General features: G+C 53.7%; 33 protein-coding genes. All 33 read right to left on the bottom strand.

The annotated features are described in order from the left end of the window. Nucleotides 1-4: 4 nt before the first annotated feature. On the bottom strand, nucleotides 5-631 hold the full coding sequence (gene rpsD, locus M0P56_RS11325; RefSeq protein ID WP_291510129.1) for a 30S ribosomal protein S4: 627 nt from the start codon (nucleotides 629-631) through the stop codon (nucleotides 5-7). Between the two features lie 20 nt (nucleotides 632-651). Then, a complete protein-coding gene (gene rpsK / locus M0P56_RS11320) occupies nucleotides 652-1,047 on the bottom strand; it encodes a 30S ribosomal protein S11 (protein ID WP_291510128.1) in 396 nt (131 codons plus the stop codon). Nucleotides 1,048-1,064: 17 nt separating this feature from the next. Next, nucleotides 1,065-1,421 (bottom strand): 30S ribosomal protein S13, encoded by a 357-nt coding sequence (rpsM, locus tag M0P56_RS11315; RefSeq protein WP_291510127.1) that lies wholly within the window; start codon nucleotides 1,419-1,421, stop codon nucleotides 1,065-1,067. Nucleotides 1,422-1,484: 63 nt separating this feature from the next. Beyond that, the gene (gene rpmJ / locus M0P56_RS11310) at nucleotides 1,485-1,598 is read right to left on the bottom strand and encodes a 50S ribosomal protein L36 (RefSeq protein WP_009568281.1); all 114 of its coding nucleotides are present in this window, start codon (nucleotides 1,596-1,598) and stop codon (nucleotides 1,485-1,487) included. A 9-nt stretch (nucleotides 1,599-1,607) separates the two neighbouring features. Further along, the gene (gene infA / locus M0P56_RS11305) at nucleotides 1,608-1,826 is read right to left on the bottom strand and encodes a translation initiation factor IF-1 (RefSeq protein ID WP_010639668.1); all 219 of its coding nucleotides are present in this window, start codon (nucleotides 1,824-1,826) and stop codon (nucleotides 1,608-1,610) included. Beyond that, entirely contained in the window at nucleotides 1,827-2,483 is a 657-nt protein-coding gene (locus M0P56_RS11300) for an adenylate kinase (RefSeq protein WP_291510126.1), read from the bottom strand. Nucleotides 2,484-2,485: 2 nt separating this feature from the next. Next, a complete protein-coding gene (gene secY / locus M0P56_RS11295) occupies nucleotides 2,486-3,817 on the bottom strand; it encodes a preprotein translocase subunit SecY (RefSeq protein WP_291510125.1) in 1,332 nt (443 codons plus the stop codon). Then, the gene (gene rplO, locus M0P56_RS11290) at nucleotides 3,817-4,254 is read right to left on the bottom strand and encodes a 50S ribosomal protein L15 (RefSeq protein ID WP_291510124.1); all 438 of its coding nucleotides are present in this window, start codon (nucleotides 4,252-4,254) and stop codon (nucleotides 3,817-3,819) included. Before rplO ends, secY begins: the two co-directional genes overlap by 1 nt. Further along, the gene (gene rpmD, locus M0P56_RS11285) at nucleotides 4,254-4,436 is read right to left on the bottom strand and encodes a 50S ribosomal protein L30 (protein ID WP_291510123.1); all 183 of its coding nucleotides are present in this window, start codon (nucleotides 4,434-4,436) and stop codon (nucleotides 4,254-4,256) included. Before rpmD ends, rplO begins: the two co-directional genes overlap by 1 nt. Further along, nucleotides 4,429-4,959 carry a 30S ribosomal protein S5 gene (gene rpsE, locus M0P56_RS11280; RefSeq protein ID WP_291510122.1) on the bottom strand — a complete coding sequence of 177 codons (531 nt, stop codon included), beginning with the start codon at nucleotides 4,957-4,959 and terminating at the stop codon, nucleotides 4,429-4,431. Before rpsE ends, rpmD begins: the two co-directional genes overlap by 8 nt. A gap of 12 nt (nucleotides 4,960-4,971) precedes the next feature. Beyond that, complete coding sequence (gene rplR, locus M0P56_RS11275; RefSeq protein WP_291510121.1) at nucleotides 4,972-5,325, bottom strand: 50S ribosomal protein L18; 354 nt, start codon at nucleotides 5,323-5,325, stop codon at nucleotides 4,972-4,974. Nucleotides 5,326-5,343: 18 nt separating this feature from the next. After that, nucleotides 5,344-5,868, bottom strand: coding sequence for a 50S ribosomal protein L6 (gene rplF, locus M0P56_RS11270; protein WP_291510120.1), 525 nt, complete (start codon nucleotides 5,866-5,868; stop codon nucleotides 5,344-5,346). Nucleotides 5,869-5,881: 13 nt separating this feature from the next. After that, a complete protein-coding gene (gene rpsH, locus M0P56_RS11265; protein WP_291510119.1) occupies nucleotides 5,882-6,277 on the bottom strand; it encodes a 30S ribosomal protein S8 in 396 nt (131 codons plus the stop codon). A gap of 9 nt (nucleotides 6,278-6,286) precedes the next feature. Then, nucleotides 6,287-6,472 carry a type Z 30S ribosomal protein S14 gene (locus M0P56_RS11260; RefSeq protein ID WP_012536091.1) on the bottom strand — a complete coding sequence of 62 codons (186 nt, stop codon included), beginning with the start codon at nucleotides 6,470-6,472 and terminating at the stop codon, nucleotides 6,287-6,289. 13 nt (nucleotides 6,473-6,485) lie between these two features. After that, a complete protein-coding gene (gene rplE / locus M0P56_RS11255; protein WP_291510118.1) occupies nucleotides 6,486-7,028 on the bottom strand; it encodes a 50S ribosomal protein L5 in 543 nt (180 codons plus the stop codon). Between the two features lie 14 nt (nucleotides 7,029-7,042). Beyond that, nucleotides 7,043-7,363, bottom strand: coding sequence for a 50S ribosomal protein L24 (gene rplX / locus M0P56_RS11250; RefSeq protein WP_291510117.1), 321 nt, complete (start codon nucleotides 7,361-7,363; stop codon nucleotides 7,043-7,045). Nucleotides 7,364-7,372: 9 nt separating this feature from the next. Continuing rightward, nucleotides 7,373-7,741, bottom strand: coding sequence for a 50S ribosomal protein L14 (rplN, locus tag M0P56_RS11245; RefSeq protein WP_291510116.1), 369 nt, complete (start codon nucleotides 7,739-7,741; stop codon nucleotides 7,373-7,375). Next, nucleotides 7,738-8,013, bottom strand: a complete 276-nt coding sequence (gene rpsQ, locus M0P56_RS11240) for a 30S ribosomal protein S17 (protein ID WP_291510115.1) — start codon at nucleotides 8,011-8,013, stop codon at nucleotides 7,738-7,740. Before rpsQ ends, rplN begins: the two co-directional genes overlap by 4 nt. Beyond that, nucleotides 8,010-8,207, bottom strand: a complete 198-nt coding sequence (gene rpmC, locus M0P56_RS11235; RefSeq protein WP_291510114.1) for a 50S ribosomal protein L29 — start codon at nucleotides 8,205-8,207, stop codon at nucleotides 8,010-8,012. The genes rpsQ and rpmC overlap by 4 nt, the downstream gene beginning before the upstream one ends. Continuing rightward, nucleotides 8,204-8,620, bottom strand: coding sequence for a 50S ribosomal protein L16 (rplP, locus tag M0P56_RS11230; protein ID WP_291510113.1), 417 nt, complete (start codon nucleotides 8,618-8,620; stop codon nucleotides 8,204-8,206). Before rplP ends, rpmC begins: the two co-directional genes overlap by 4 nt. Before the next feature lie 12 nt (nucleotides 8,621-8,632). After that, on the bottom strand, nucleotides 8,633-9,295 hold the full coding sequence (rpsC, locus tag M0P56_RS11225; protein WP_291510112.1) for a 30S ribosomal protein S3: 663 nt from the start codon (nucleotides 9,293-9,295) through the stop codon (nucleotides 8,633-8,635). A gap of 11 nt (nucleotides 9,296-9,306) precedes the next feature. Continuing rightward, a complete protein-coding gene (gene rplV / locus M0P56_RS11220) occupies nucleotides 9,307-9,639 on the bottom strand; it encodes a 50S ribosomal protein L22 (RefSeq protein ID WP_291510111.1) in 333 nt (110 codons plus the stop codon). An 11-nt stretch (nucleotides 9,640-9,650) separates the two neighbouring features. Beyond that, nucleotides 9,651-9,926 (bottom strand): 30S ribosomal protein S19, encoded by a 276-nt coding sequence (gene rpsS / locus M0P56_RS11215; RefSeq protein ID WP_291510110.1) that lies wholly within the window; start codon nucleotides 9,924-9,926, stop codon nucleotides 9,651-9,653. An 18-nt stretch (nucleotides 9,927-9,944) separates the two neighbouring features. Beyond that, nucleotides 9,945-10,769 (bottom strand): 50S ribosomal protein L2, encoded by an 825-nt coding sequence (gene rplB, locus M0P56_RS11210; protein WP_291510109.1) that lies wholly within the window; start codon nucleotides 10,767-10,769, stop codon nucleotides 9,945-9,947. 16 nt (nucleotides 10,770-10,785) lie between these two features. Next, a complete protein-coding gene (rplW, locus tag M0P56_RS11205; protein WP_291510108.1) occupies nucleotides 10,786-11,079 on the bottom strand; it encodes a 50S ribosomal protein L23 in 294 nt (97 codons plus the stop codon). Next, complete coding sequence (rplD, locus tag M0P56_RS11200; RefSeq protein ID WP_291510107.1) at nucleotides 11,076-11,693, bottom strand: 50S ribosomal protein L4; 618 nt, start codon at nucleotides 11,691-11,693, stop codon at nucleotides 11,076-11,078. The genes rplW and rplD overlap by 4 nt, the downstream gene beginning before the upstream one ends. Before the next feature lie 10 nt (nucleotides 11,694-11,703). After that, nucleotides 11,704-12,336: a 50S ribosomal protein L3 gene (rplC, locus tag M0P56_RS11195; protein WP_291510106.1), complete on the bottom strand. Its 633-nt coding sequence runs from the start codon at nucleotides 12,334-12,336 to the stop codon at nucleotides 11,704-11,706. 19 nt (nucleotides 12,337-12,355) lie between these two features. Then, nucleotides 12,356-12,664, bottom strand: a complete 309-nt coding sequence (rpsJ, locus tag M0P56_RS11190) for a 30S ribosomal protein S10 (protein ID WP_291510105.1) — start codon at nucleotides 12,662-12,664, stop codon at nucleotides 12,356-12,358. Next, nucleotides 12,664-13,854: an elongation factor Tu gene (tuf, locus tag M0P56_RS11185; RefSeq protein ID WP_291510095.1), complete on the bottom strand. Its 1,191-nt coding sequence runs from the start codon at nucleotides 13,852-13,854 to the stop codon at nucleotides 12,664-12,666. Before tuf ends, rpsJ begins: the two co-directional genes overlap by 1 nt. Nucleotides 13,855-13,874: 20 nt before the next feature. Continuing rightward, entirely contained in the window at nucleotides 13,875-15,974 is a 2,100-nt protein-coding gene (fusA, locus tag M0P56_RS11180; protein ID WP_291510104.1) for an elongation factor G, read from the bottom strand. 31 nt (nucleotides 15,975-16,005) lie between these two features. After that, nucleotides 16,006-16,476, bottom strand: coding sequence for a 30S ribosomal protein S7 (rpsG, locus tag M0P56_RS11175; protein WP_012536084.1), 471 nt, complete (start codon nucleotides 16,474-16,476; stop codon nucleotides 16,006-16,008). 26 nt (nucleotides 16,477-16,502) lie between these two features. Beyond that, entirely contained in the window at nucleotides 16,503-16,874 is a 372-nt protein-coding gene (gene rpsL / locus M0P56_RS11170) for a 30S ribosomal protein S12 (protein WP_010641426.1), read from the bottom strand. A gap of 106 nt (nucleotides 16,875-16,980) precedes the next feature. Then, a complete protein-coding gene (gene rpoC / locus M0P56_RS11165) occupies nucleotides 16,981-21,144 on the bottom strand; it encodes a DNA-directed RNA polymerase subunit beta' (RefSeq protein ID WP_291510103.1) in 4,164 nt (1,387 codons plus the stop codon). Nucleotides 21,145-21,146 lie beyond the last annotated feature (2 nt).

Genomic DNA, 21,146 nt, shown 5'->3' with positions numbered 1-21,146 from the left:
GGTCTTACTTAGAGTACAACTCCACGACGACCTGTTCGTTCAAATCCGGAGCGATATCTTCTCGCACCGGTACCGCTTTGATAGTGCCCTTGAGTTCGGCAGTGTCCATACTCACCCATTCCGGAAAACCACGGCCAGCCACAGCCTCTACCGCAGAGACAATACGCATGTGCGCCCGAGCCCCTTCCGCAACGCTCACCACGTCACCGGCGCGGACCTGATAAGACGGGATATCCACACGACGTCCATTCACCAAAATGTGACCGTGGCGAACCACCTGCCGCGCCTCAGCGCGAGAGGCTCCGAACCCTAAACGATAGGCCACATTGTCAAGACGCAACTCCAGAAAACGCAGTAACAACTCGCCGGTAACGCCCCGCGTCTGACTGGCACGCTGGAAATAGCGACGGAACTGTCCTTCCAGTACGCCATAGATACGACGGATTTTTTGCTTTTCACGTAACTGACCGCCGTACTCACTGACACGTCCGCGTCGCTGCCCATGCTGCCCTGGGGCGTAGGCTCGTATACTCACTGGACATTTATCAGAAAAACACTTCTCGCCTTTGAGAAATAATTTTCCACCTTCGCGCCGACACAAACGACAACTCGGACCGGTATATTTAGCCACAGATAACCTCCACCTAAAAATTAAACACGCCGCTTTTTAGGCGGACGGCATCCGTTATGGGGAATCGGCGTCACGTCGCGAATGCTCGCAATACGGAAGCCGATAGAATGAAGCGCACGTACCGTACTCTCTCGACCCGGTCCCGGTCCCCGCACTTCGACATCCAGATTCTTAACACCATATTCCTGCGCCTTTTTGCCCGCATTTTCCGCTGCCACCTGTGCAGCAAAAGGTGTACTTTTACGCGAACCGCGGAACCCCGACCCTCCAGAGCTGGCCCAGGTTAAAACGTTACCCTGACGATCACTGATCGTGATAATCGTGTTGTTGAATGACGCATAAATGTGCGCGACACCATCAAGAACGTTTTTTTTGACCTTCTTTCGCACACGGGAGTTTGCTTGTGTTTTCGCCATTGTTAGAATCTTCCTGCTTAACGCGTAATGGACTTAGCGGGACCCTTGCGCGTACGCGCATTGGTCTTTGTCCGCTGGCCGTGAACGGGAAGCCCGCGGCGATGACGTATGCCGCGATAACAACCCAAATCCATCAGACGTTTGATATTCATGGTGACTTCGCGGCGTAAATCGCCTTCCACCAGGAACTTCGCAACCTCTGAACGTATGCGTTCCAGCTCAGGCTCGCTGATATCCTTGACTCGCATATCAAAGGCGATTTCCGCAGCGCTCAAAACATACTGCGCACGCGCCCTACCAATGCCATAAATATAGGTCAAGGCAATTTCTATTTGTTTATTGTTCGGAATATTTACACCAGCGATGCGGGCCATCCGCAATTCCTCCAAGAGACTGAGTGGGTTGACCCCACAGACCAAACCGTTTCGTCTGCCGCCTTAACCTTGGCGCTGTTTATGGCGGGGCTCAACACAAATCACGCGAACCACACCATTACGACGAACAATTTTGCAGTTACGACAAAGCTTCTTAACCGACGCACGAACCTTCATGACTATCCCCTATTTGGCACGATAAATGATGCGACCCTTGGTTAAATCATAGGGCGTCATCTCTACGGTAACCTTATCCCCAGGTAAAATGCGAATATAATGCATCCGCATTTTTCCGGAGATATGTGCATTAACGACATAACCATTTTCCAAGCGCACCTTGAACGTCGCACTTGGCAAATTCTCTATTACCTCACCCTGCATTTCCAGGGTATCTTCTTTCGACATTTAGCCTGCTGCCCCTACCGCTTTCACGATTCTAGAGAATACTTCATCGGCTTCGCCCTCCCCACTCACCAGGCGATAGGTTGGTCGTTCGTGATAATAAGCGATCAAAGGCGCAGTCTCCGCCTGATAGACAGCCAGCCGTTTACGAATTATGGCAGGTTGATCATCATCACGTTGCAACAACGCACCCCCACAGAGATCACAGACCCCATAAGCCGCGGGTGCGTGGTAGCGTATGTGGTAGATCGCCCCGCATTTCGAACACACCCTGCGCCCGGAGAGACGTTCCACAATTCCTTCGTCGTCTAAATCTAAATGCAGCACCGCACCGATTTCATCTCCATGCGCAGCCAATAACGTATCAAGCGCATGTGCTTGATGAATGGTCCGAGGAAATCCGTCGAAGACCACCCCTGCCGCTGCATCTGGAAGACTTAACCGCTCCCCAACTATACCGATGATAATCTCATCACCCACAAGCGCGCCAGATTCCATTACGGCCGCCGCACGTAGTCCGATTTCTCTACCGGACTGAATCGAGGCGCGGAGCATATCACCAGTGGACACATGAGGCAAGTCCATCAACTGAGCAAGCCTCTGGGCTTGGGTACCCTTACCGACACCAGGCGCACCAAGAAAAATCAGATGCTTTGCCACTATCACCGCCCACTTAGAGGGTTTTTACGAATCAACCCTTCGTACTGATGCGTCAACAGGTGACTCTGAATCTGCCCCATCAAGTCCATCATCACCACTACGACAATCAGCAGACTGGTACCACCAAAATAGAACGGCACGTTGTACTGAACAATGAGAAACTCTGGTAGCAGGCAAACCAAGGTCAGATATATGGCGCCCCAAAGCGTGAGCCGAGTAAGGATACGATCCATGTATTTCGCCGTATGTTCACCAGGGCGGATACCCGGCACAAAGGCTCCCGACTTCTTCAAATTATCTGCGGTGTCCCGAGGATTAAACACCATCGCGGTATAGAAAAATGCAAAAAACACTATCGCCGTGGTGAATACGACCACATACAACACCGAACCTGGACTTAAGGCCTGTCCAACGCGCGCAAGCCATTCCATTCCCGGCACATTAGCGAACCACCCAGATAATGTTGCCGGCAAAAGGATGATGCTAGAAGCGAAGATCGGCGGAATTACGCCTGACATATTCACCTTGAGCGGCATATGCGTGCTTTGGCCCCCATATATCTTGCGGCCTACTTGGCGCTTTGCGTATTGGATGGGAATACGTCTCTGCGCACTCTCCATAAATACCACAAATCCGGTCACGCCAAGCGCAAGGACGAAAAGAGCTACCACGAAAAGCGGCTGAAACTGCCCGGTTTTGGTTAGCTCAAAAGTTGTCCCTATAGCCTCGGGGAGGCCAGCGACAATACCCGCAAATATGATCATGGAAATGCCGTTACCGATCCCCCGCTCCGTAATTTGTTCTCCAATCCACATCAAAAAGACTGTGCCGCAGGCGAGCGATATGGTTGTCGTGAACAGAAACAGTGGACCTGGATCAATCACCACAGGAAGATGTCCGGCGTGCATTTTCTCAATCGCGATAGCGATTCCCAAGCCTTGCATCAGAGCAAGTATGACCGTGCCATAACGTGTATATTCCGTTATTTTTCGCCGCCCCGCCTCCCCTTCTTTTTTTAACTCTTCCAGCTTCGGGAAAACCGACCCTGCCAACTGGAATATAATCGATGCGCTGATATAGGGCATGATCCCTAAAGCGAAAACTGTCAGACGGGAAAGCGCGCCACCTGAGAACATGTTGAACATGCCCAGGATGGTTCCCCGCTGCTGATCAAAGAACGCCGCCATGGCGGCCGGATCGATTCCCGGCACCGGTATATGCGCTCCAACACGAAAAACGAGGAGCGCGCCCAGCAGAAAAAGAATGCGGTTACGTAACTCATTGATCTTTCCGCCACCCTGCGCGGCGCCGCCAATGCTACGTAACCCGGCCATTAACCTTCTACCTTTCCGCCGGCGTTTTCAATGGCTGCGCGGGCGCCAGCGCTTACGCGCAGGCCACGCACAGTCAAAGCCTGCGTGACTTCGCCGGTCAAAATAACCTTAATCGCATCCGGCGTGCCACGAACGATGCGCCGAAGCAGCAAGCCTTCAATATCTACCACGCCGTCAATTGCCGCGGACTCCAGTTGAGACAACGTCACCTCAACGACGCGCGCTCCCAATGCGTTACGAAACCCGCGCTTGGGAATACGCCTTTGCAAAGGCATCTGCCCACCTTCGAAACCCACCTTATGGTAACCACCGGAGCGGGCATGCTGACCTTTGTGACCACGACCAGCTGTTTTTCCTAAACCGCTTCCGATACCACGTCCAACGCGGCGACGGTCTTTTTTCGAACCCTCTGCGGGCGCAATCGTATTTAATTTCATCACAGCTCTTCCCACCGAAGTAGATAGGGGATTTTATTGACCATTCCACGAATCTCCGGGGTGTCCAAACGCTCTACCGAATGATTTGTATGACGCAGCCCTAATCCCAGCACGACACGACGATGCTTCTCAGCGACGCCAATCAGACTTTTTACCAGAGTAATACGCAAATGCTTACTCATCGTGCCCCCCTTCACCGCGGATTTCTTTCAGGCTTTTTCCACGTTTCATAGCGATAGCTTGAGGACTAGCCAGTTTATTAAATGCATCAAAAGTCGCGCGGACGACATTGATAGGGTTATTGGACCCAAGCGATTTAGCCACCACGTTCCGCAGCCCTACCGCCTCACAAACCGCACGCATCGCGCCGCCGGCGATGACGCCGCTACCTTCCGGCGCCGGCCGCAGAATGACGCGCGCGGCACCATGGCGCCCCTCTACCGGGTACGGTATTGTACCGCCCTTCATCAAGGGTATACTCGTCATCCAACGACGGGCCTGGTCAGTCGCCTTTTGAATCCCCGCCGGGACCTCTTTAGCCTTTCCACGGCCGAAACCAACCTTACCGTCTCCATCGCCCACCACCATAAGTGCCGCGAAGCCGAACTGCCGTCCGCCTTTAACCACCTTAGAAACGCGGTTGATATGAATAAGTTTTTCCTGCATTCCATCGTTGGGCTGCGTGTCGCGATTTTCCCGTGCCATCTTAGCTCTCCATCAGAACGACAACCCGCCGTCGCGGGCTGCGTCGGCCAAAGCTCTCACCCGACCATGGTAACGATACCCGCTCCGGTCAAATGCCACCTCCTTAACGCCCACGGCCAGTGCCTTCTCTGCAACCCGTTGCCCGATAGTTGCGGCGGCTGCAACATCTGCGCCGCGTGGCATTTGTGCGCGAACTTCACCCTCTAGGCTCGATGCCTGCGCAAGAACCTTTCCCTGGCTGTCATCAATCACCTGGGCATAAATATGCTTGCCCGAACGAAAAACACAGAGCCGTGGTTTGGCCTGCGATGCAATGCGAGCCCTGGTTTTACGGGCCCGACGGAGCCTCGACGAATTTTTATTCATAGTAGTAAGCCTCAGCCATTATTTCTTTTTCGCTTCTTTACGTCTAACATTTTCACCGGCGTAGCGCACACCCTTACCCTTGTAAGGCTCCGGAGGACGATAGGCGCGAATATCTGCAGCAATCTGACCAACTTTCTGCTTATCGATGCCCCGAATGACGATTTCCGTCTGTGTCGGTGTTTCGATGGTGATATCGTCAGGCACCAGATAATCCACCGGGTGGGAAAAACCAAGACTCAAACTGAGCGTTTTACCCTTCGCTTGGGCCCGATAACCGACACCGATAATTTCCAATTTTTGTTCAAAGCCGTGTGAAACACCGTGTACCATATTGTTCAGAAGCGCCCGCATCGTTCCCGCCTGGGCGTTTTTGTCTTCCGCCCAGGTCAGTGACGCCACACCGGCATCCATCTGCAATTCTACAGCGGGGTGAAAAGGAACGGAAATCTGGCCTTTTGGACCTTTCACCACCAGCCGGTGTTCCGCAATATGGACTTCGACGCCCTTGGGTATAGACACTGGCTGTTTCGCTACACGAGACATTTTCGTCCTCCCCTTAGGATACAACGCAGAGAACTTCACCACCGATACCCGCAGTACGCGCCGCGCGATCAGTCATAATTCCCTGAGAAGTCGAAATAATTGCAATACCGAAGCCATCACGTACTCGTGGCAAATCTTCAGCACCACGGTAAACACGAACGCCAGGCCGACTGACCCGCCGAATCTCCACAATGACACCGGCACCCGCGTAGTACTTCAAAGTTAGGTTAAGAACGGGATGCCCGTCTAACACATCTTCTTTCACATCCAGGATGTAACCCTCTTCCATCAACACTCGCGCAATGGCGCGTTTCAGCTTGGAAGCAGGCATCTGCACTTTCGCCTTATTTACCTGTTGCGCATTACGAATGCGCGTCAGCATATCAGCAATAGGATCCGTCACGCTCATCGTGTTTCCTCACCAGCTCGCTTTAACGATACCGGGAATCGACCCAGCCGATGCGTGCTTACGAAAGCACAAACGGCAGAGGCCAAACTTCCGATAGTAACCGCGTGAACGCCCGCACAATTTGCACCGGTGATACGCACGCACCTTAAATTTCGGAGTCCTCTCAGACTTCGCGATCAATGATTTCTTTGCCACGCGTCAAACTCCTTCAAGACCGGAAGGGCATCTTGAAGGCTTTCAAAAGCCCAAGGCCCTCTTCATCATTCTTGGCGGTGGTAGTAAATACCACGTCCAACCCGCGCAAACGATCGATTTTATCATATTCAATTTCAGGGAATATGATCTGCTCTTTCACGCCCATCGTATAATTTCCACGCCCATCAAACGACCGCGGTGAGAGACCGCGAAAGTCTCGAATACGGGGAATCGCCACACTGACCAGGCGATCCAAAAACTCATACATAACGATCCCGCGCAAGGTCACCATACATCCTATCGGATAGCCATCGCGGATTTTAAAAGCCGCTACAGACTTTCGTGCACGCGTGACCACCGGTTTCTGACCTGCAATCTTGGTCATATCGCCAACAGCCGCCTCGAGAATTTTTTTATCGCCGACTGCCTCACCCACACCCATGTTGAGCGTGATTTTTCGCAGTTTCGGAACTTCCATAACGCTGCTGAAGCCGAAATCCTGCATCAGTTTGGGCGCAATGGACGTTTTATACAACGAATGCAAACGTGCTTCCATATTATTTCCCTTGCTTAACGGCGGCCAACAACTTCGCCGTTGCTCTTAAAAACACGTACCTTCTGGCCGTCCTCAAGTACCTTATAACCAATTCGATCCGCGTTGCCAGTCGCAGCATTAAAAATTGCCACGTTAGATACATGAATTGGCGACTCTTTTTCAACGATACCGCCAGCTTTGCCCATGCGATCAGGACGAACGTGACGCTTTATCATGTTCACCTTTTCGACCACCACTCGTGATTCTTCTCGTAACACTTTGAGCACTCTACCGCGTTTGCCCTTGTCTTTACCGGCAAGAATCACGACTTCATCATCCTTACGTACCTTCAACATGGTCATCCCCTACAGCACTTCCGGCGCCAATGAAATTATCTTCATAAAGTTAGCCCCGCGCAGTTCGCGTGTTACCGGGCCAAAAATGCGAGTACCGATAGGTTGCAGCTGGTTGTTTAAGAGCACCGCTGCGTTACTGTCAAAGCGAATCAAAGAACCGTCTTCTCGCCGCACACCCTTACGCGTGCGGACGACGAGGGCATTGTAAACATCGCCCTTTTTTACCTTACCGCGCGGGACAGCATCTTTGATACTCACCTTGATAACATCGCCGATATCCGCGTAACGCCGGTGTGATCCGCCAAGAACTTTAATACACATTACTTCGCGGGCACCACTATTGTCTGCAACGTTCAGCCTGGTCTGCATCTGTATCATGCGTTATCCCCTTCCACAATGCCCTCGGCAATCACTTTCACCAAACGCCAGCTCTTAGTTTTGGACAACGGACGACATTCTTCGATTTTCACCGTGTCCCCGATACGACAGGCATTTTCCGCGTCGTGGGCATGAAACTTCTTGGATCGACGAATATATTTTTTATAGAGCGGATGTTGAATACGGCGTTCAACATTTACCACAATGGTCTTATCCATAAGGTTGCTGACTACCGTACCAACCAAACTACGTGGGTTTTTCGCCTCGATCATGCGTGCACTTCCTTCTTCACGGTGATGGCTGTCCGCACGCGAGCGATATCACGACGTACCGTGCGCAAACGCGACGTTTTAGCTAATTGCCCAGTTGCGTGTTGCATACGCAACCTGAACTGCTCCTCAAGAAGAAGCATCAATTGCGCCTGGCAACCCGCCAAATCAAGTTGTTGAACTTCCTGAGCTTTCATCCCATCACCCGTCTACTCACAAATATCGTCTGTATAGGAAGCTTAGCTGCACCCAGCGCGAACGCCTCACGGGCAACCTCTTCAGTCACACCTTCCATTTCATAAAGCACTTTGCCAGGCTGAATCAATGCCACCCAATATTCTGGATTGCCTTTACCTTTTCCCATGCGTACCTCGGCCGGCTTTTTACTGATCGGCTTGTCCGGAAAAATACGTATCCAGATACGGCCGCCGCGCTTTACGTGGCGGCTAATAGCGCGGCGGGCCGCTTCGAGCTGACGGGCCGTGATACGACCGCGAGCAACGGCTTTAAGACCAAACTCGCCAAAGCTTACTTTGTTCCCACGAGTAGCAATGCCACGATTGCGACCTTTGTGTTGTTTACGAAATTTTGTACGTTTAGGCTGCAGCATCGGAAACTCCCGTCACTTCTGGCGGGCAGCGGCCGTTTGCGCCGTGCTCCACTCCAGGATTTCGCCCTTAAAAATCCACACCTTTACGCCGATTATGCCGTAGGTGGTGTTGGCTTCCGCGAAACCGTAGTCAATATCAGCGCGCAACGTATGCAGCGGAACGCGACCCTCCCGATACCATTCGGTACGGGCAATTTCTGCACCGCCAAGACGACCGGCGCAGTTGATACGCATGCCTAACGCACCAAAACGCATGGCGTTGGTGACCGCGCGTTTCATCGCGCGCCGAAACATAATGCGGCGAACGAGTTGCTGCGCAACACTCTCAGCTACCAACTGCGCGTCCAGCTCGGGCTTACGGATTTCTTCCACATTAATATGGACAGGAACCCCCATACGCTTCTGCACGTCATGACGAAGTTGTTCAATATCTTCGCCTTTTTTGCCAATAACAATGCCGGGTCGGGCGGTGTGCACGGTAATACGCGCACTGCGCGCGGGGCGCTCAATAATAATGTCAGAGACTGCGCCACCGGCAAGTCGTTCACGGATAAACTGACGGACCTTGATGTCCTCCAATAATTTCTCTTGGAAGTCGCCTTTACCATACCACCGGGAATTCCAATTCTTAATGATTCCCAGACGCAGTCCGATTGGATTGGTTTTCTGTCCCATATGTTCCTCAGTTAACTCTCTGCGACGACAACGGTGATATGGCTGGTGCGCTTGAGTATCCGCGAGCCGCGCCCTTTCGCTCTAGCCGCAAAGCGTTTGAGCACCGCACCACCGTCAATCATGATCTGCTCGACAACCAGAGTGTCGACATCAGCGCCTTCGTTATTCTCGGCGTTAGCAATAGCAGACTCCAGGCACTTGCGAATCGGGAGCGCGGCCTTTTTCGTGGTGAAGCGCAGGATTTCCAGCGCTTTACCCACCGGCTGTCCGCGTACCAGATCAGCGACAAGACGCGCTTTTTGCGGGGACATCTGAAGACCTTTTAGCACTGCTGACGATCTCATCACACTCCCCTTTAGCGCTTAGCTTTCTTGTCGGCAACGTGACCCTTGAAGGTCCGCGTCAGAGCAAATTCGCCGAGCTTGTGGCCAACCATATTTTCGTTCACAACCACCGGAATATGCTGGCGGCCGTTATGGATGCTAATGGTTAATCCAATGAAGTCAGGTGTAATCGTCGAACGGCGCGACCATGTCTTTATCGGACGACGGCTGCTGCTCGCCTGAGCACTCTTTACTTTACGGTCCAGATGTTCATCAATGAACGGACCTTTTTTAATCGAACGTGGCACGTGAAATCCCCTTAACCACTAACGCGAACGACGACGCACAATCATATTGCTCGTACGTTTGTTTCTACGGGTACGATGCCCCTTAGTCGGCTGACCCCACGGCGACACCGGATGACGACCACCAGAGGTGCGCCCTTCTCCTCCACCATGCGGGTGGTCCACCGGGTTCATCGCGACACCACGAACCGTTGGCCTTACACCACGCCAGCGCGTCGCACCGGCTTTACCCAATTGGCGGGAGCCATGCTCTTCATTCCCAACCTCACCTATCGTAGCGCGGCAGGATACATGAATTCGCCGTACTTCGCCAGAGCGCAAGCGCACTTGGGCATAAACTCCGTCACGGGCCATAAGCTGAGCAGATGCACCAGCAGAACGAGCGATCTGCCCACCCTTACCTGGCCGCATCTCAATGTTGTGCACCACGGAACCGACAGGAATACCGCGGAGTGGCATGCAATTACCCGGTTTTATGGGCGCCTGCTCAGCGGAGAGCACCGCATCACCGACGGACATGCCCTTTGCAGCGAGAATATAGCGACGTTCGCCGTCAACATAACAAATCAATGCAATGTGAGCCGACCGATTGGGGTCGTACTCTAAGCGCTCTACCTTACCAGGTATGTCCACTTTATTGCGTTTGAAATCTACCAGACGATAGTGAGACTTGTGTCCACCGCCCTGATGACGCCGAGTAATACGCCCACGATTGTTGCGACCGCCACTATGGGACTGTGACTCAACAAGAGCCGGATACGCATTTCCCTTGTGGAGGCGTGAGTCGACTGTTTTTACCACGAACCGCCGTCCCGCAGAAGTCGGCTTGGTTTTAACTAGTGCCATGTTTTATCCCTCCTCCTCAGGCGACGCCGTAATCTATGCTGCTGCCCTCGGCAAGCCGTACATAGGCCTTCTTCCAGGACGAGCGGCGGCCAATATGGCTACCCATCCGCTTTTCCTTACCCGTATAGTTACAAGTCTGAACAGAGAGAACCTGAACCTCAAAAAGTTTTTCGACCGCCGACTTGATTTCCAACTTAGTAGAATCGCGCGCGACCTTAAACACAAACTGATTCGCCTGCTGCTGCACCATCGTACTCTTTTCACTGATAATAGGCGCCAGCAAAACAAGATACTTACGCTCAGCGTTCATCCGTACACCTCACCTAACCGAGCTGCCGCCTCGGTATCCAGCAACACTCGACCATATTGGAGCAGATCTGCAGGCCCGATATCTTGCCAACCGGCGATACCCACTCTCGGGAAGTTTCGCAAACCTAGAAAAAGATTTAGCGGCACCTCACCCATAACGAGCAGGAAATTATCACCACCCGCACGGCTCAACCAGTCTTTTGCCAGGCGGCTACGTGGCTCAGCTAGATCTTCCTGTTGAATAATCTGCAGACGGCCTTGTCGCAATAATTCCGCTAGTGCCGTACGCATCGCCCCAGCCCACATCTTCTTGTTAACTTTTTGCGTATAGTTTTCGTTTCCACCAGGAAATGCTCGTCCACCCCCACGCCAGATCGGGCTGCGAATACTACCAGCGCGCGCCCGCCCCGTACCCTTCTGTTTCCACGGCTTGCGTCCACCACCACGCACTGCCGCCCGATTCTTCTGGACGGCGTTCGCCGAACGCATACCGGCCATCTGGGCCACCACAACCTGATGTAACAACGCCTCATTATAAGGCACTGCGAATACACCATCAGCGACCTCGACATCGCTACTTTTCCCGGTGGTTACTTCCAAGCTTTGCACTTGCATTATTTTTCTCCTAACCACGCACGGCAGGACGAACAATCACGTCCCCGTCACGGGCACCGGGAACAGCACCCTTAATCATGAGCAGACGACGATTCAGATCAATACGCACCAACTCCAGATTGAGCGTTGTGACCTGCTCGGCACCCAAATGCCCTGCCATTTTTTTGCCCTTGAATACTCGTCCAGGCGTCTGGCGACACCCGATGGAACCAGGTGCGCGGTGCGCCCGCGAGTTACCATGGCTGGCCCGATTACTCCGGAAATTATGGCGCTTGATGGCACCAGCGAATCCTTTGCCTTTGCTAACTCCAGAAACATCCACGCGCTGGCCTTCCGCAAAAATGTCGAGGCCAATGTCCGCACCGCAGGCATAAACAGCATCATCCGCCATACGAAACTCTCTTAAAATTCGCCCCGGGGCTACTCCGCTCTTGCGAAAATGTCCCGCCAAAGCAGCGGTTACCCGCTGTGGACGGCGTTCACCGGTTGCCACCTGCACTGCCTTGTAACCGTCAGTGGCGATATCTTTAACCTGTGCCACCGTATTCGGTGCCACATGAATGACGGTTACCGGCAGCACACGTCCGTCTTCTGTGGCGATGCGCGTCATACCAACTTTCCGTCCGATCAGGCCCATTACCATTGTATCGTCCTTTAAATAATTACAGCTTGATCTCGACATCTACACCGGCCGCGAGATCAAGCTTGATCAGGGCATCCACTGTCTTGTCGTTGGGATCCAGAATGTCGAGCAACCGCTTGTGGGTACGCTGTTCAAATTGATCACGTGCGTTTTTATCGACGTGCGGCGAGCGTAAAACCGTAAAGCGTTCAATTTTTGTAGGAAGAGGAATTGGCCCACAAACACGCGCACCGGTCCGGCGCGCCGTTTCAACGATTTCCGCAGCAGAAATATCAAGCATGCGAAAATCATACGATTTAAGGCGAATGCGAATTTTAGAGCTGTCCATTACTCGACCACCTTTGAGACCACGCCAGCGCCAACGGTACGGCCGCCTTCGCGGACTGCGAAACGCAGACCTTCTTCCATCGCGATCGGTGCAATCAACGCCACCTTAAACAGAATGTTGTCACCCGGCATCACCATTTCTACTCCTTCCGGCAACTCCACCGCACCCGTTACGTCGGTGGTACGGAAGTAAAACTGCGGACGATAACCATTGAAAAATGGTGTATGACGACCACCTTCTTCCTTGGACAACACATATACTTCGGCCTCAAAACGCGTGTGCGGCTTGATGCTGCCGGGCTTGGCCAGCACCTGACCGCGCTCTACATCATCTTTCTTGGTGCCACGCAGCAGCACGCCGACGTTGTCTCCAGACTGGCCCTGATCCAGAATCTTGCGGAACATTTCGACGCCAGTGACAATGCTCTTGGCCGTGTTGTGAATGCCAATAATCTCAATTTCATCGCCAATCTTGACAATTCCACGCTCAATACGACCCGTCACCACCGTGCCGCGGCCGGAAATCGAGAACACGTCTTCGATCGGCATCAGGAACGGTTTATCGATGGGACGCTCCGGCATGGGGATGTAACTGTCCATGGCATCCGCCAACCTAAAGATAGCAGGCTCGCCGATGTCGCTCTGGTCCCCTTCCAGCGCCTTCAGCGCGGAACCAATGATCACCGGAATGTCGTCGCCGGGGAACTCGTACTTGGAAAGCAATTCCCGCACTTCCATTTCCACCAGCTCCAGCAGTTCGGCGTCATCCACCATGTCCGCCTTGTTCAGGAACACAACAATAAAGGGTACACCCACCTGGCGAGCAAGCAGGATGTGTTCGCGGGTCTGCGGCATGGGCCCGTCCGCTGCCGAGCACACCAGAATAGCACCGTCCATCTGCGCGGCGCCGGTGATCATGTTCTTCACGTAGTCGGCGTGTCCTGGACAGTCAACGTGCGCATAGTGGCGATTTGCGGTTTCATATTCTACATGCGAGGTCGCAATCGTGATCCCGCGTGCCCGCTCTTCCGGCGCATTGTCAATCTGATCATAGGCGCGAATCTCACCACCAAACTTCGCCGACAACACCTTCGTCAGCGCCGCCGTTAATGTGGTCTTGCCATGGTCCACGTGACCAATCGTTCCCACGTTCACATGCGGCTTCGTCCGCTCAAATTTCCCTTTGGACATCTTGAACTCTCCTGTTACGACTAGCGCTGACTTTTCTTGACAATGGCCTCGGCGACATGGCCGGGGACTTCCATGTACTTCTCAAACTGCATGGTATAGGTAGCCCGGCCCTGAGAAAGCGAACGTACTGTCGTCGCGTATCCAAACATTTCCGCCAGAGGAACTTCGCAGCGGATCATCTTCGCCCCCGCCTCGTCTTCCATACCTTGCATCATTCCGCGGCGACTATTGATGTCACCGATGATGTCACCCATATATTCTTCCGGAGTTACCACCTCGACGGCGAAAATAGGTTCCAACAATACCGGATTAGCCTTCGCCGCACCCGCTTTGAAGCCCATCGACCCCGCGATCTTAAACGCTGCCTCCGAAGAGTCGACGTCATGATAAGAACCGTCAAAAAGGGTGACTTTGACGTCCACCACAGGGAAGCCGGCAATGATACCATTTTCTAGTGCTTCTTCAACACCCTTTTCTGTTGGGTTGATAAACTCTTTAGGTACGGTGCCACCGACGACTCCGTTCTCAAAGACGAAACCGCTTCCCGGTTCAAGAGGCTCTAGACGCAACCAAACGTGTCCGTACTGTCCGCGCCCACCTGACTGCCGGACAAATTTGCCTTCTGACTCGACGGTTTTACGGATCGTCTCGCGATACGCCACCTGGGGCGCCCCCACAGTCGCTTCGACGCCGAACTCGCGTTTCATGCGGTCGACGATGATCTCCAAGTGCAACTCACCCATACCAGAAATAATGGTCTGCCCAGATTCTTGGTCGGTACGCACCCGGAACGATGGATCTTCCTGAGCGAGCTTACCTAAGGCGATGCCCATCTTCTCCTGATCCGCCTTGGTTTTAGGCTCGACTGCAACATGAATCACCGGCTCGGGAAATTCCATCTGCTCCAAAGCGATCGGCTTGCTCAAATCACAGAGCGTATCTCCGGTGTAGGCAGTTTTCAGGCCGACGGCAGCGGCAATGTCTCCCGCGAACACTTCCTTGATTTCGTGACGCTCGTTAGCATGCATCTGCAGTACGCGACCAATACGTTCTTTCTGGCCACGTCCTGGATTGAGCACCGTAGAACCAGCAGTGAGCACTCCCGAATAAACCCGGAAGAAGGTGAGCTGTCCGACAAAGGGATCCGTCGCGATTTTGAATGCTAGCGCAGAAAACGGCTCGCTGTCGTCGGCCGATCGAACGATTTCCGCTCCGCTATCAGGATGGGCACCTGTCACCGGCTTGATGTCCGCGGGCGACGGCAGGTAGTCTAGCACAGCATCCAACGCTGCCTGCACCCCTTTGTTTTTAAACGCACTTCCGCACAACACCGGTACTACGGACCCGGCAATCGTCGCCTTGCGTAAGGCCACCTTCAATTCCGCAATGCTAATTTCCTCGCCTTCAAGGTATTTCATCATTACGTCTTCGTCGGCGTCAGCGATGGCCTCTACCATGAAATGACGCGCCGCTTCGGCATCGGCTTGCAAAGCAGCAGGGATATCTTCTTCCGTAAACTGGGTGCCCTGCAACGCATCATCCCAGTTGATGGACTTCATCTTCATCAGATCGATGACACCGCTAAAGTGATCTTCTTCACCAATGGGTAGCTGAACCGGGATCGGATTACCCCGCAGCTTGGTGGCAATCTGCTCAACAACCCGCTTGAAGTTCGCACCCTGGCGATCCATCTTGTTCACGAAGGCAATACGGGGGACACCATATTTATTCGCCTGTCGCCATACCGTTTCAGACTGGGGCTGCACACCACCTACCGCACAAAATACCGCCATAGCACCGTCGAGCACCCGCAGTGAACGCTCCACTTCAATGGTGAAATCGACGTGGCCTGGCGTATCAATAATATTGATACGGTGTTCCGCGCGCTGCCCGTCCATACCCTTCCAAAAACACGTGGTCGCCGCGGACGTAATGGTAATACCGCGCTCCTGCTCCTGGGCCATCCAGTCCATGACCGCAGTACCTTCATGCACTTCGCCAATCTTATGAGAGACGCCGGTGTAGAATAAAATGCGCTCAGTGGTAGTCGTTTTGCCGGCATCAATGTGCGCCATGATACCGATATTGCGATAACGTTCGATGGGGGTTGTGCGAGCCACGTTTCAGTCCTTGTGCGTAAGGTGCAACCAATTACCAGCGGAAATGAGCAAAGGCCTTATTGGCTTCTGCCATACGGTGGGTTTCCTCGCGTTTACGAACCGCATTACCGCGATTTTCGGCCGCTTCGAGAATTTCCGCCGCAAGACGATTGCCCATGGACTTTTCGTTACGCTTACGCGCCGAGTCGCGCAGCCAGCGCATGGCCAGGGCCATCCGTCGATCCGAACGGATTTCTACAGGCACCTGGTAGGTGGCACCCCCGACGCGGCGGCTTTTTACTTCTACGACAGGCCGCACGTTGTCGATAGCTTTGCGGAATATTTCAAGCGCGTCGCTTTTGCTACGCTCCGCCACCATTTCCAGAGCGCCGTAAACGATTTTTTCAGCGGTACTCTTTTTGCCATCGCGCATCATTACGTTGGCGAACTTGGCAATCACTTCTTCTTTATACTTCGGATCCGGCAGGACAACCCGCTTGGGTACTTCACGACGTCTTGGCATGGCGCAACAACTCCTTCAATCAATACTTACTTGGGACGCTTGGCGCCATACTTGGAACGCGACTGCTTACGGTTTTTAACACCGGCAGTATCCAGGGTGCCACGCACGATGTGATAGCGCACACCGGGAAGATCCTTTACGCGACCACCGCGAATCAGCACCACCGAGTGCTCTTGCAGGTTGTGCCCCTCACCTGGAATGTAACTACTGACCTCAAAACCATTCGTGAGACGCACACGGGCGACCTTACGCAACGCTGAGTTGGGCTTTTTAGGGGTCGTCGTGTAGACACGGGTACACACCCCCCGCTTCTGCGGGTTAGCGTCCAAGGCAGGTACCTTGCTTTTTGCGACAGGTCGCTTACGTGGCTTACGCACGAGCTGATTTAATGTGGGCATTTACAACCTCCAGAGTACGATGATGACACCCAGCCTCACCGATGAGAGGGCGCATTCTAGTTAGACTTACCTTGACTGTCAAGGCAAGTCTTGGTCACACAACAAATTACTGGCCATCGGTTACCGACATGGAGAGATCACTCCCCACAGTCTTTTCCGTGGACTGGACAGGCTCCCCGCGATTCAGTCGCCGACGATGCGCATGATAGGCGAGCCCCGTCCCTGCGGGTATCAGACGTCCGACAATGACGTTTTCCTTCAAACCACGCAAGTCGTCCACCTTACCTGATACTGCCGCTTCAGTGAGCACGCGGGTGGTTTCCTGGAAACTCGCCGCCGAGATGAAGGATTCCGTGGACAGACTTGCCTTGGTGATGCCCAACAGCATCGGGGTGAAACGTGCCAGTTCTTTACCTGCCGCTTCCAGGACGTTATTTTCATCCTCCACCCGCACTCGGTCGACTTGGTCCCCGGGAATGAAGGTGCTATCGCCACTTGACGTCACTTCGACCCGTCGCAGCATTTGGCGCAGGATCACTTCGATGTGCTTATCATTGATACGCACACCCTGCAGACGATACACATCCTGCACTTCATCGACAATATAATTGGCGAGGGCCTGCACACCCAACACCCGCAAAATATCATGCGGAACCGGCTGGCCTTCTACGAGCTGCTCGCCAGGACTGACCCGTTCGCCTTCGTAAACGGTTACGTGACGGCCTTTAGGAATAAGATATTCGTGCTGGTCTCCATTCTCATCGGTGATAATCAGTCGCTGCTTACCCTTGGTGTCTTTACCAAAGCCGATGATGCCCTCGTGCTCCGCGATAACAGCGAAGTCCTTGGGACGTCGTGCCTCGAAGAGCTCAGCCACGCGGGGCAGACCACCGGTAATGTCTCGAGTCTTGGTGGTACCTACCGGCAGACGGGCCAGAATGTCACCAGGATGAATTTCCATACCTTCATGCACCGCGATAATCGCCTTTGCCGGCAAGAAATAACGCGCAGGCAGATCAGTGCCGGGCAACTTCAAATCCTGACCACGCTCATCCAGCAAGCTGATCACCGGTCGCAAATCACGCCCCTGCGGGGGACGCTGTTTGGCATCAATGACGACGAGCGTCGACAGGCCCGTGATTTCGTCGGTTTGAATGGCCACACTTGCGCCTTCCACCGCGTCTTTCAAAGAAATTTTGCCGCCGACTTCACTGACGATGGGGCGTGTATGCGGATCCCACTCCGCCACCCGCCGACCGGCGGTGACGGCAGCGTTGTCATCCATCAGGATGGTCGCGCCATAAGGCACCTTGTAACGCTCCTTCTCACGTCCCTGCTCGTCGGTGACCGTCACCTCCCCATTCCGCCCTACCACCACATGGCGACCGCTGGAATGCGTGACCAGACGCAGGTTGGGCTGGTAACGAAAGAAACCACCCTGCTTTATATCGATGCTGCTCTGGGCGGCGGATCGGCTGGCCGCACCACCGATGTGGAAGGTGCGCATGGTCAGCTGAGTACCGGGCTCACCAATCGACTGCGCCGCAATAACGCCAACCGCCTCACCGGCGTTCACCAGATGGCCACGCGCCAAGTCACGTCCGTAACAAAGTGCGCAAACACCATGACGTGAACGGCAGGTTAACGGTGAGCGCACCTTTAGAGCATCCACACCCAGTTCGTCCAATTGACCGAGATGCTGCTCGGTCAGCAACGTATTTCGTGCAATAACGACGCCGCCGGTGTTAGGGTGAACAACATCTTCCGCCACAACGCGACCCAATACTCGGTCACGCAGCGGTTCGATGATCTCGCCGCCCTCGACAAGAGAAGTCATGGGCAAACCATCTTCCGAGCCACAGTCGGTCTCGACCACGACTAAATCCTGGGTGACGTCCACCAGACGCCGCGTTAAATAACCAGAGTTCGCCGTTTTCAGCGCGGTGTCGGCAAGACCTTTACGAGCGCCATGCGTAGATATGAAGTACTGAAGGACATTGAGGCCTTCACGAAAATTCGCGGTGATGGGGGTCTCGATAATGGAGCCATCGGGCTTCGCCATCAGGCCGCGCATACCAGCAAGCTGACGAATCTGCGCAGCAGAACCACGCGCACCGGAATCGGCCATCATAAAGATAGAGTTGAACGAGTCCTGCTGGACCGAATTTCCATCTGGCAAATACACGGTATCCTTGCTGACTCGATCCATCATCGCCTTGGCGACTTCATCGGTAGCACGCGACCAGATATCGACTACTTTGTTATAGCGTTCGCCCTCGGTCACCAAACCCGAAGTGTATTGGTCTTGAATGGCTTTAACCTCATCCTCGGAGCGGGTCAGAATACCTTCTTTTTCCGGGGGGGTTACCATGTCTCCGGCGCCGAAGGAAATGCCCGCGCGAGTTGCCATGCGAAAGCCGGTATACATCAACTGGTCGGCAAAAATGACAGTATCTTTAACACCCAGGCGGCGGTAACAGATATTGATCAGCTCGCCGATCACCTTTTTCTTCAACACCCGATTGATCACGCTAAACGGAAGGCCTTCAGGAAGAATATCCCCAAGTAGGGCACGTCCCGCCGTGGTATCCATACGTTCCCCACGAAAACGGACGATAATACGAGCGTGCAGGCCAAGGTTGCCTGTCTCATACGCACGCCGCACTTCTGCCGTGTCCGCGAAAATACTGCCTGTCCCCTTCGCGTCCGCACGCTCCTGACTGACGTAATAAAGTCCGAGCACAATATCCTGAGATGGCACGATCACCGGCTCCCCGTTGGCCGGACTCAAAATATTGTTGGTAGACATCATCAATGTCCGCGCTTCCAGCTGTGCCTCCAGTGAAAGCGGGACGTGCACTGCCATCTGGTCGCCATCGAAGTCTGCGTTATATGCAGCACACACCAAAGGGTGTAATTGAATGGCCTTACCTTCGATCAGTACCGGCTCAAAGGCCTGAATACCCAAACGATGCAAGGTCGGCGCCCGGTTAAGCATGACTGGATGCTCGCGAATCACTTCTTCGAGGATATCCCAAACTTCCGGCTTTTCCTGCTCCACCAAACGCTTGGCAGCCTTGATGGTGGTCGCCAGACCGCGCTCCTCCAACTTATTGAAGATGAAAGGCTTGAACAACTCCAGGGCCATTTTCTTTGGTAATCCGCACTGGTGCAGGCGCAACTCAGGCCCGACGACGATGACGGAGCGGCCGGAGTAATCCACCCGCTTACCAAGCAGATTTTGGCGGAAACGGCCCTGCTTGCCCTTGATCATATCCGCGAGCGACTTGAGCGGACGTTTATTAGGTCCAGATATGGCACGCCCGCGCCGACCATTATCGAGCAGCGCGTCTACGGCCTCCTGCAACATACGTTTTTCATTGCGAACAATTATGTCCGGCGCTTTCAACTCCAGCAGGCGTTTGAGCCGGTTATTGCGATTAATGACGCGTCGGTAGAGATCGTTGAGATCAGAAGTCGCAAAACGGCCGCCATCCAGTGGCACCAAGGGGCGCAGATCTGGTGGCAACACCGGGAGAACCTCCATAATCATCCATTCAGGACGATTACCCGACTGTTCAAAAGCCTCCAGGATCTTCAGACGCTTACTAAGCTTCTTGGTCTTCGTATCAGAGTTGCTCTCTCGCAGTTCATTGCGGATCTGCTCAATTTCTTGTGTCAGTGGTATGCCGCGTAACAGATCGCGGATACCTTCTGCACCCATTTTCGCGGCAAACTCGTCACCGTGTTCTTCCAGGGCATCCAAATATTGGTCTTCGGTGAGGATATTCCCACGCTCAAGGGCGGTCACACCCGGATCAACCACCACATACGCTTCAAAATAAAGGACACGTTCGATATCTCGCAGAGGCATATCGAGAATCATGCCCATGCGGCTCGGTAGCGATTTGAGGAACCAGATATGCGCGACGGGACTGGCAAGCTCAATATGCCCCATCCGCTCGCGCCGAACTCGTGCCTGAGTCACCTCAACACCACACTTTTCACAGACTACGCCTCGGTGTTTAAGACGCTTGTATTTGCCGCAAAGGCACTCGTAGTCTTTGATCGGCCCAAAAATCTTGGCACAGAACAAACCTTCGCGCTCCGGCTTGAAGGTCCGGTAATTGATCGTCTCCGGCTTTTTTACTTCGCCAAAGGACCATGATCGCACCTTATCTGGAGACGCGATACCAATCCGAATCGCATCGAATTCTTCTTGCTGATCGTTCTGTTTGAAGAGCTTTAGTAAGTCTTTCAACGCATTCATCC

The organism is Acidithiobacillus sp. (assembly GCF_023229925.1).
GTDB lineage: Bacteria > Pseudomonadota > Gammaproteobacteria > Acidithiobacillales > Acidithiobacillaceae > Acidithiobacillus.
The sequence above is the reverse complement of the archived record's forward strand: the minus strand, read 5'-3'. Positions and strand labels throughout refer to the sequence as shown.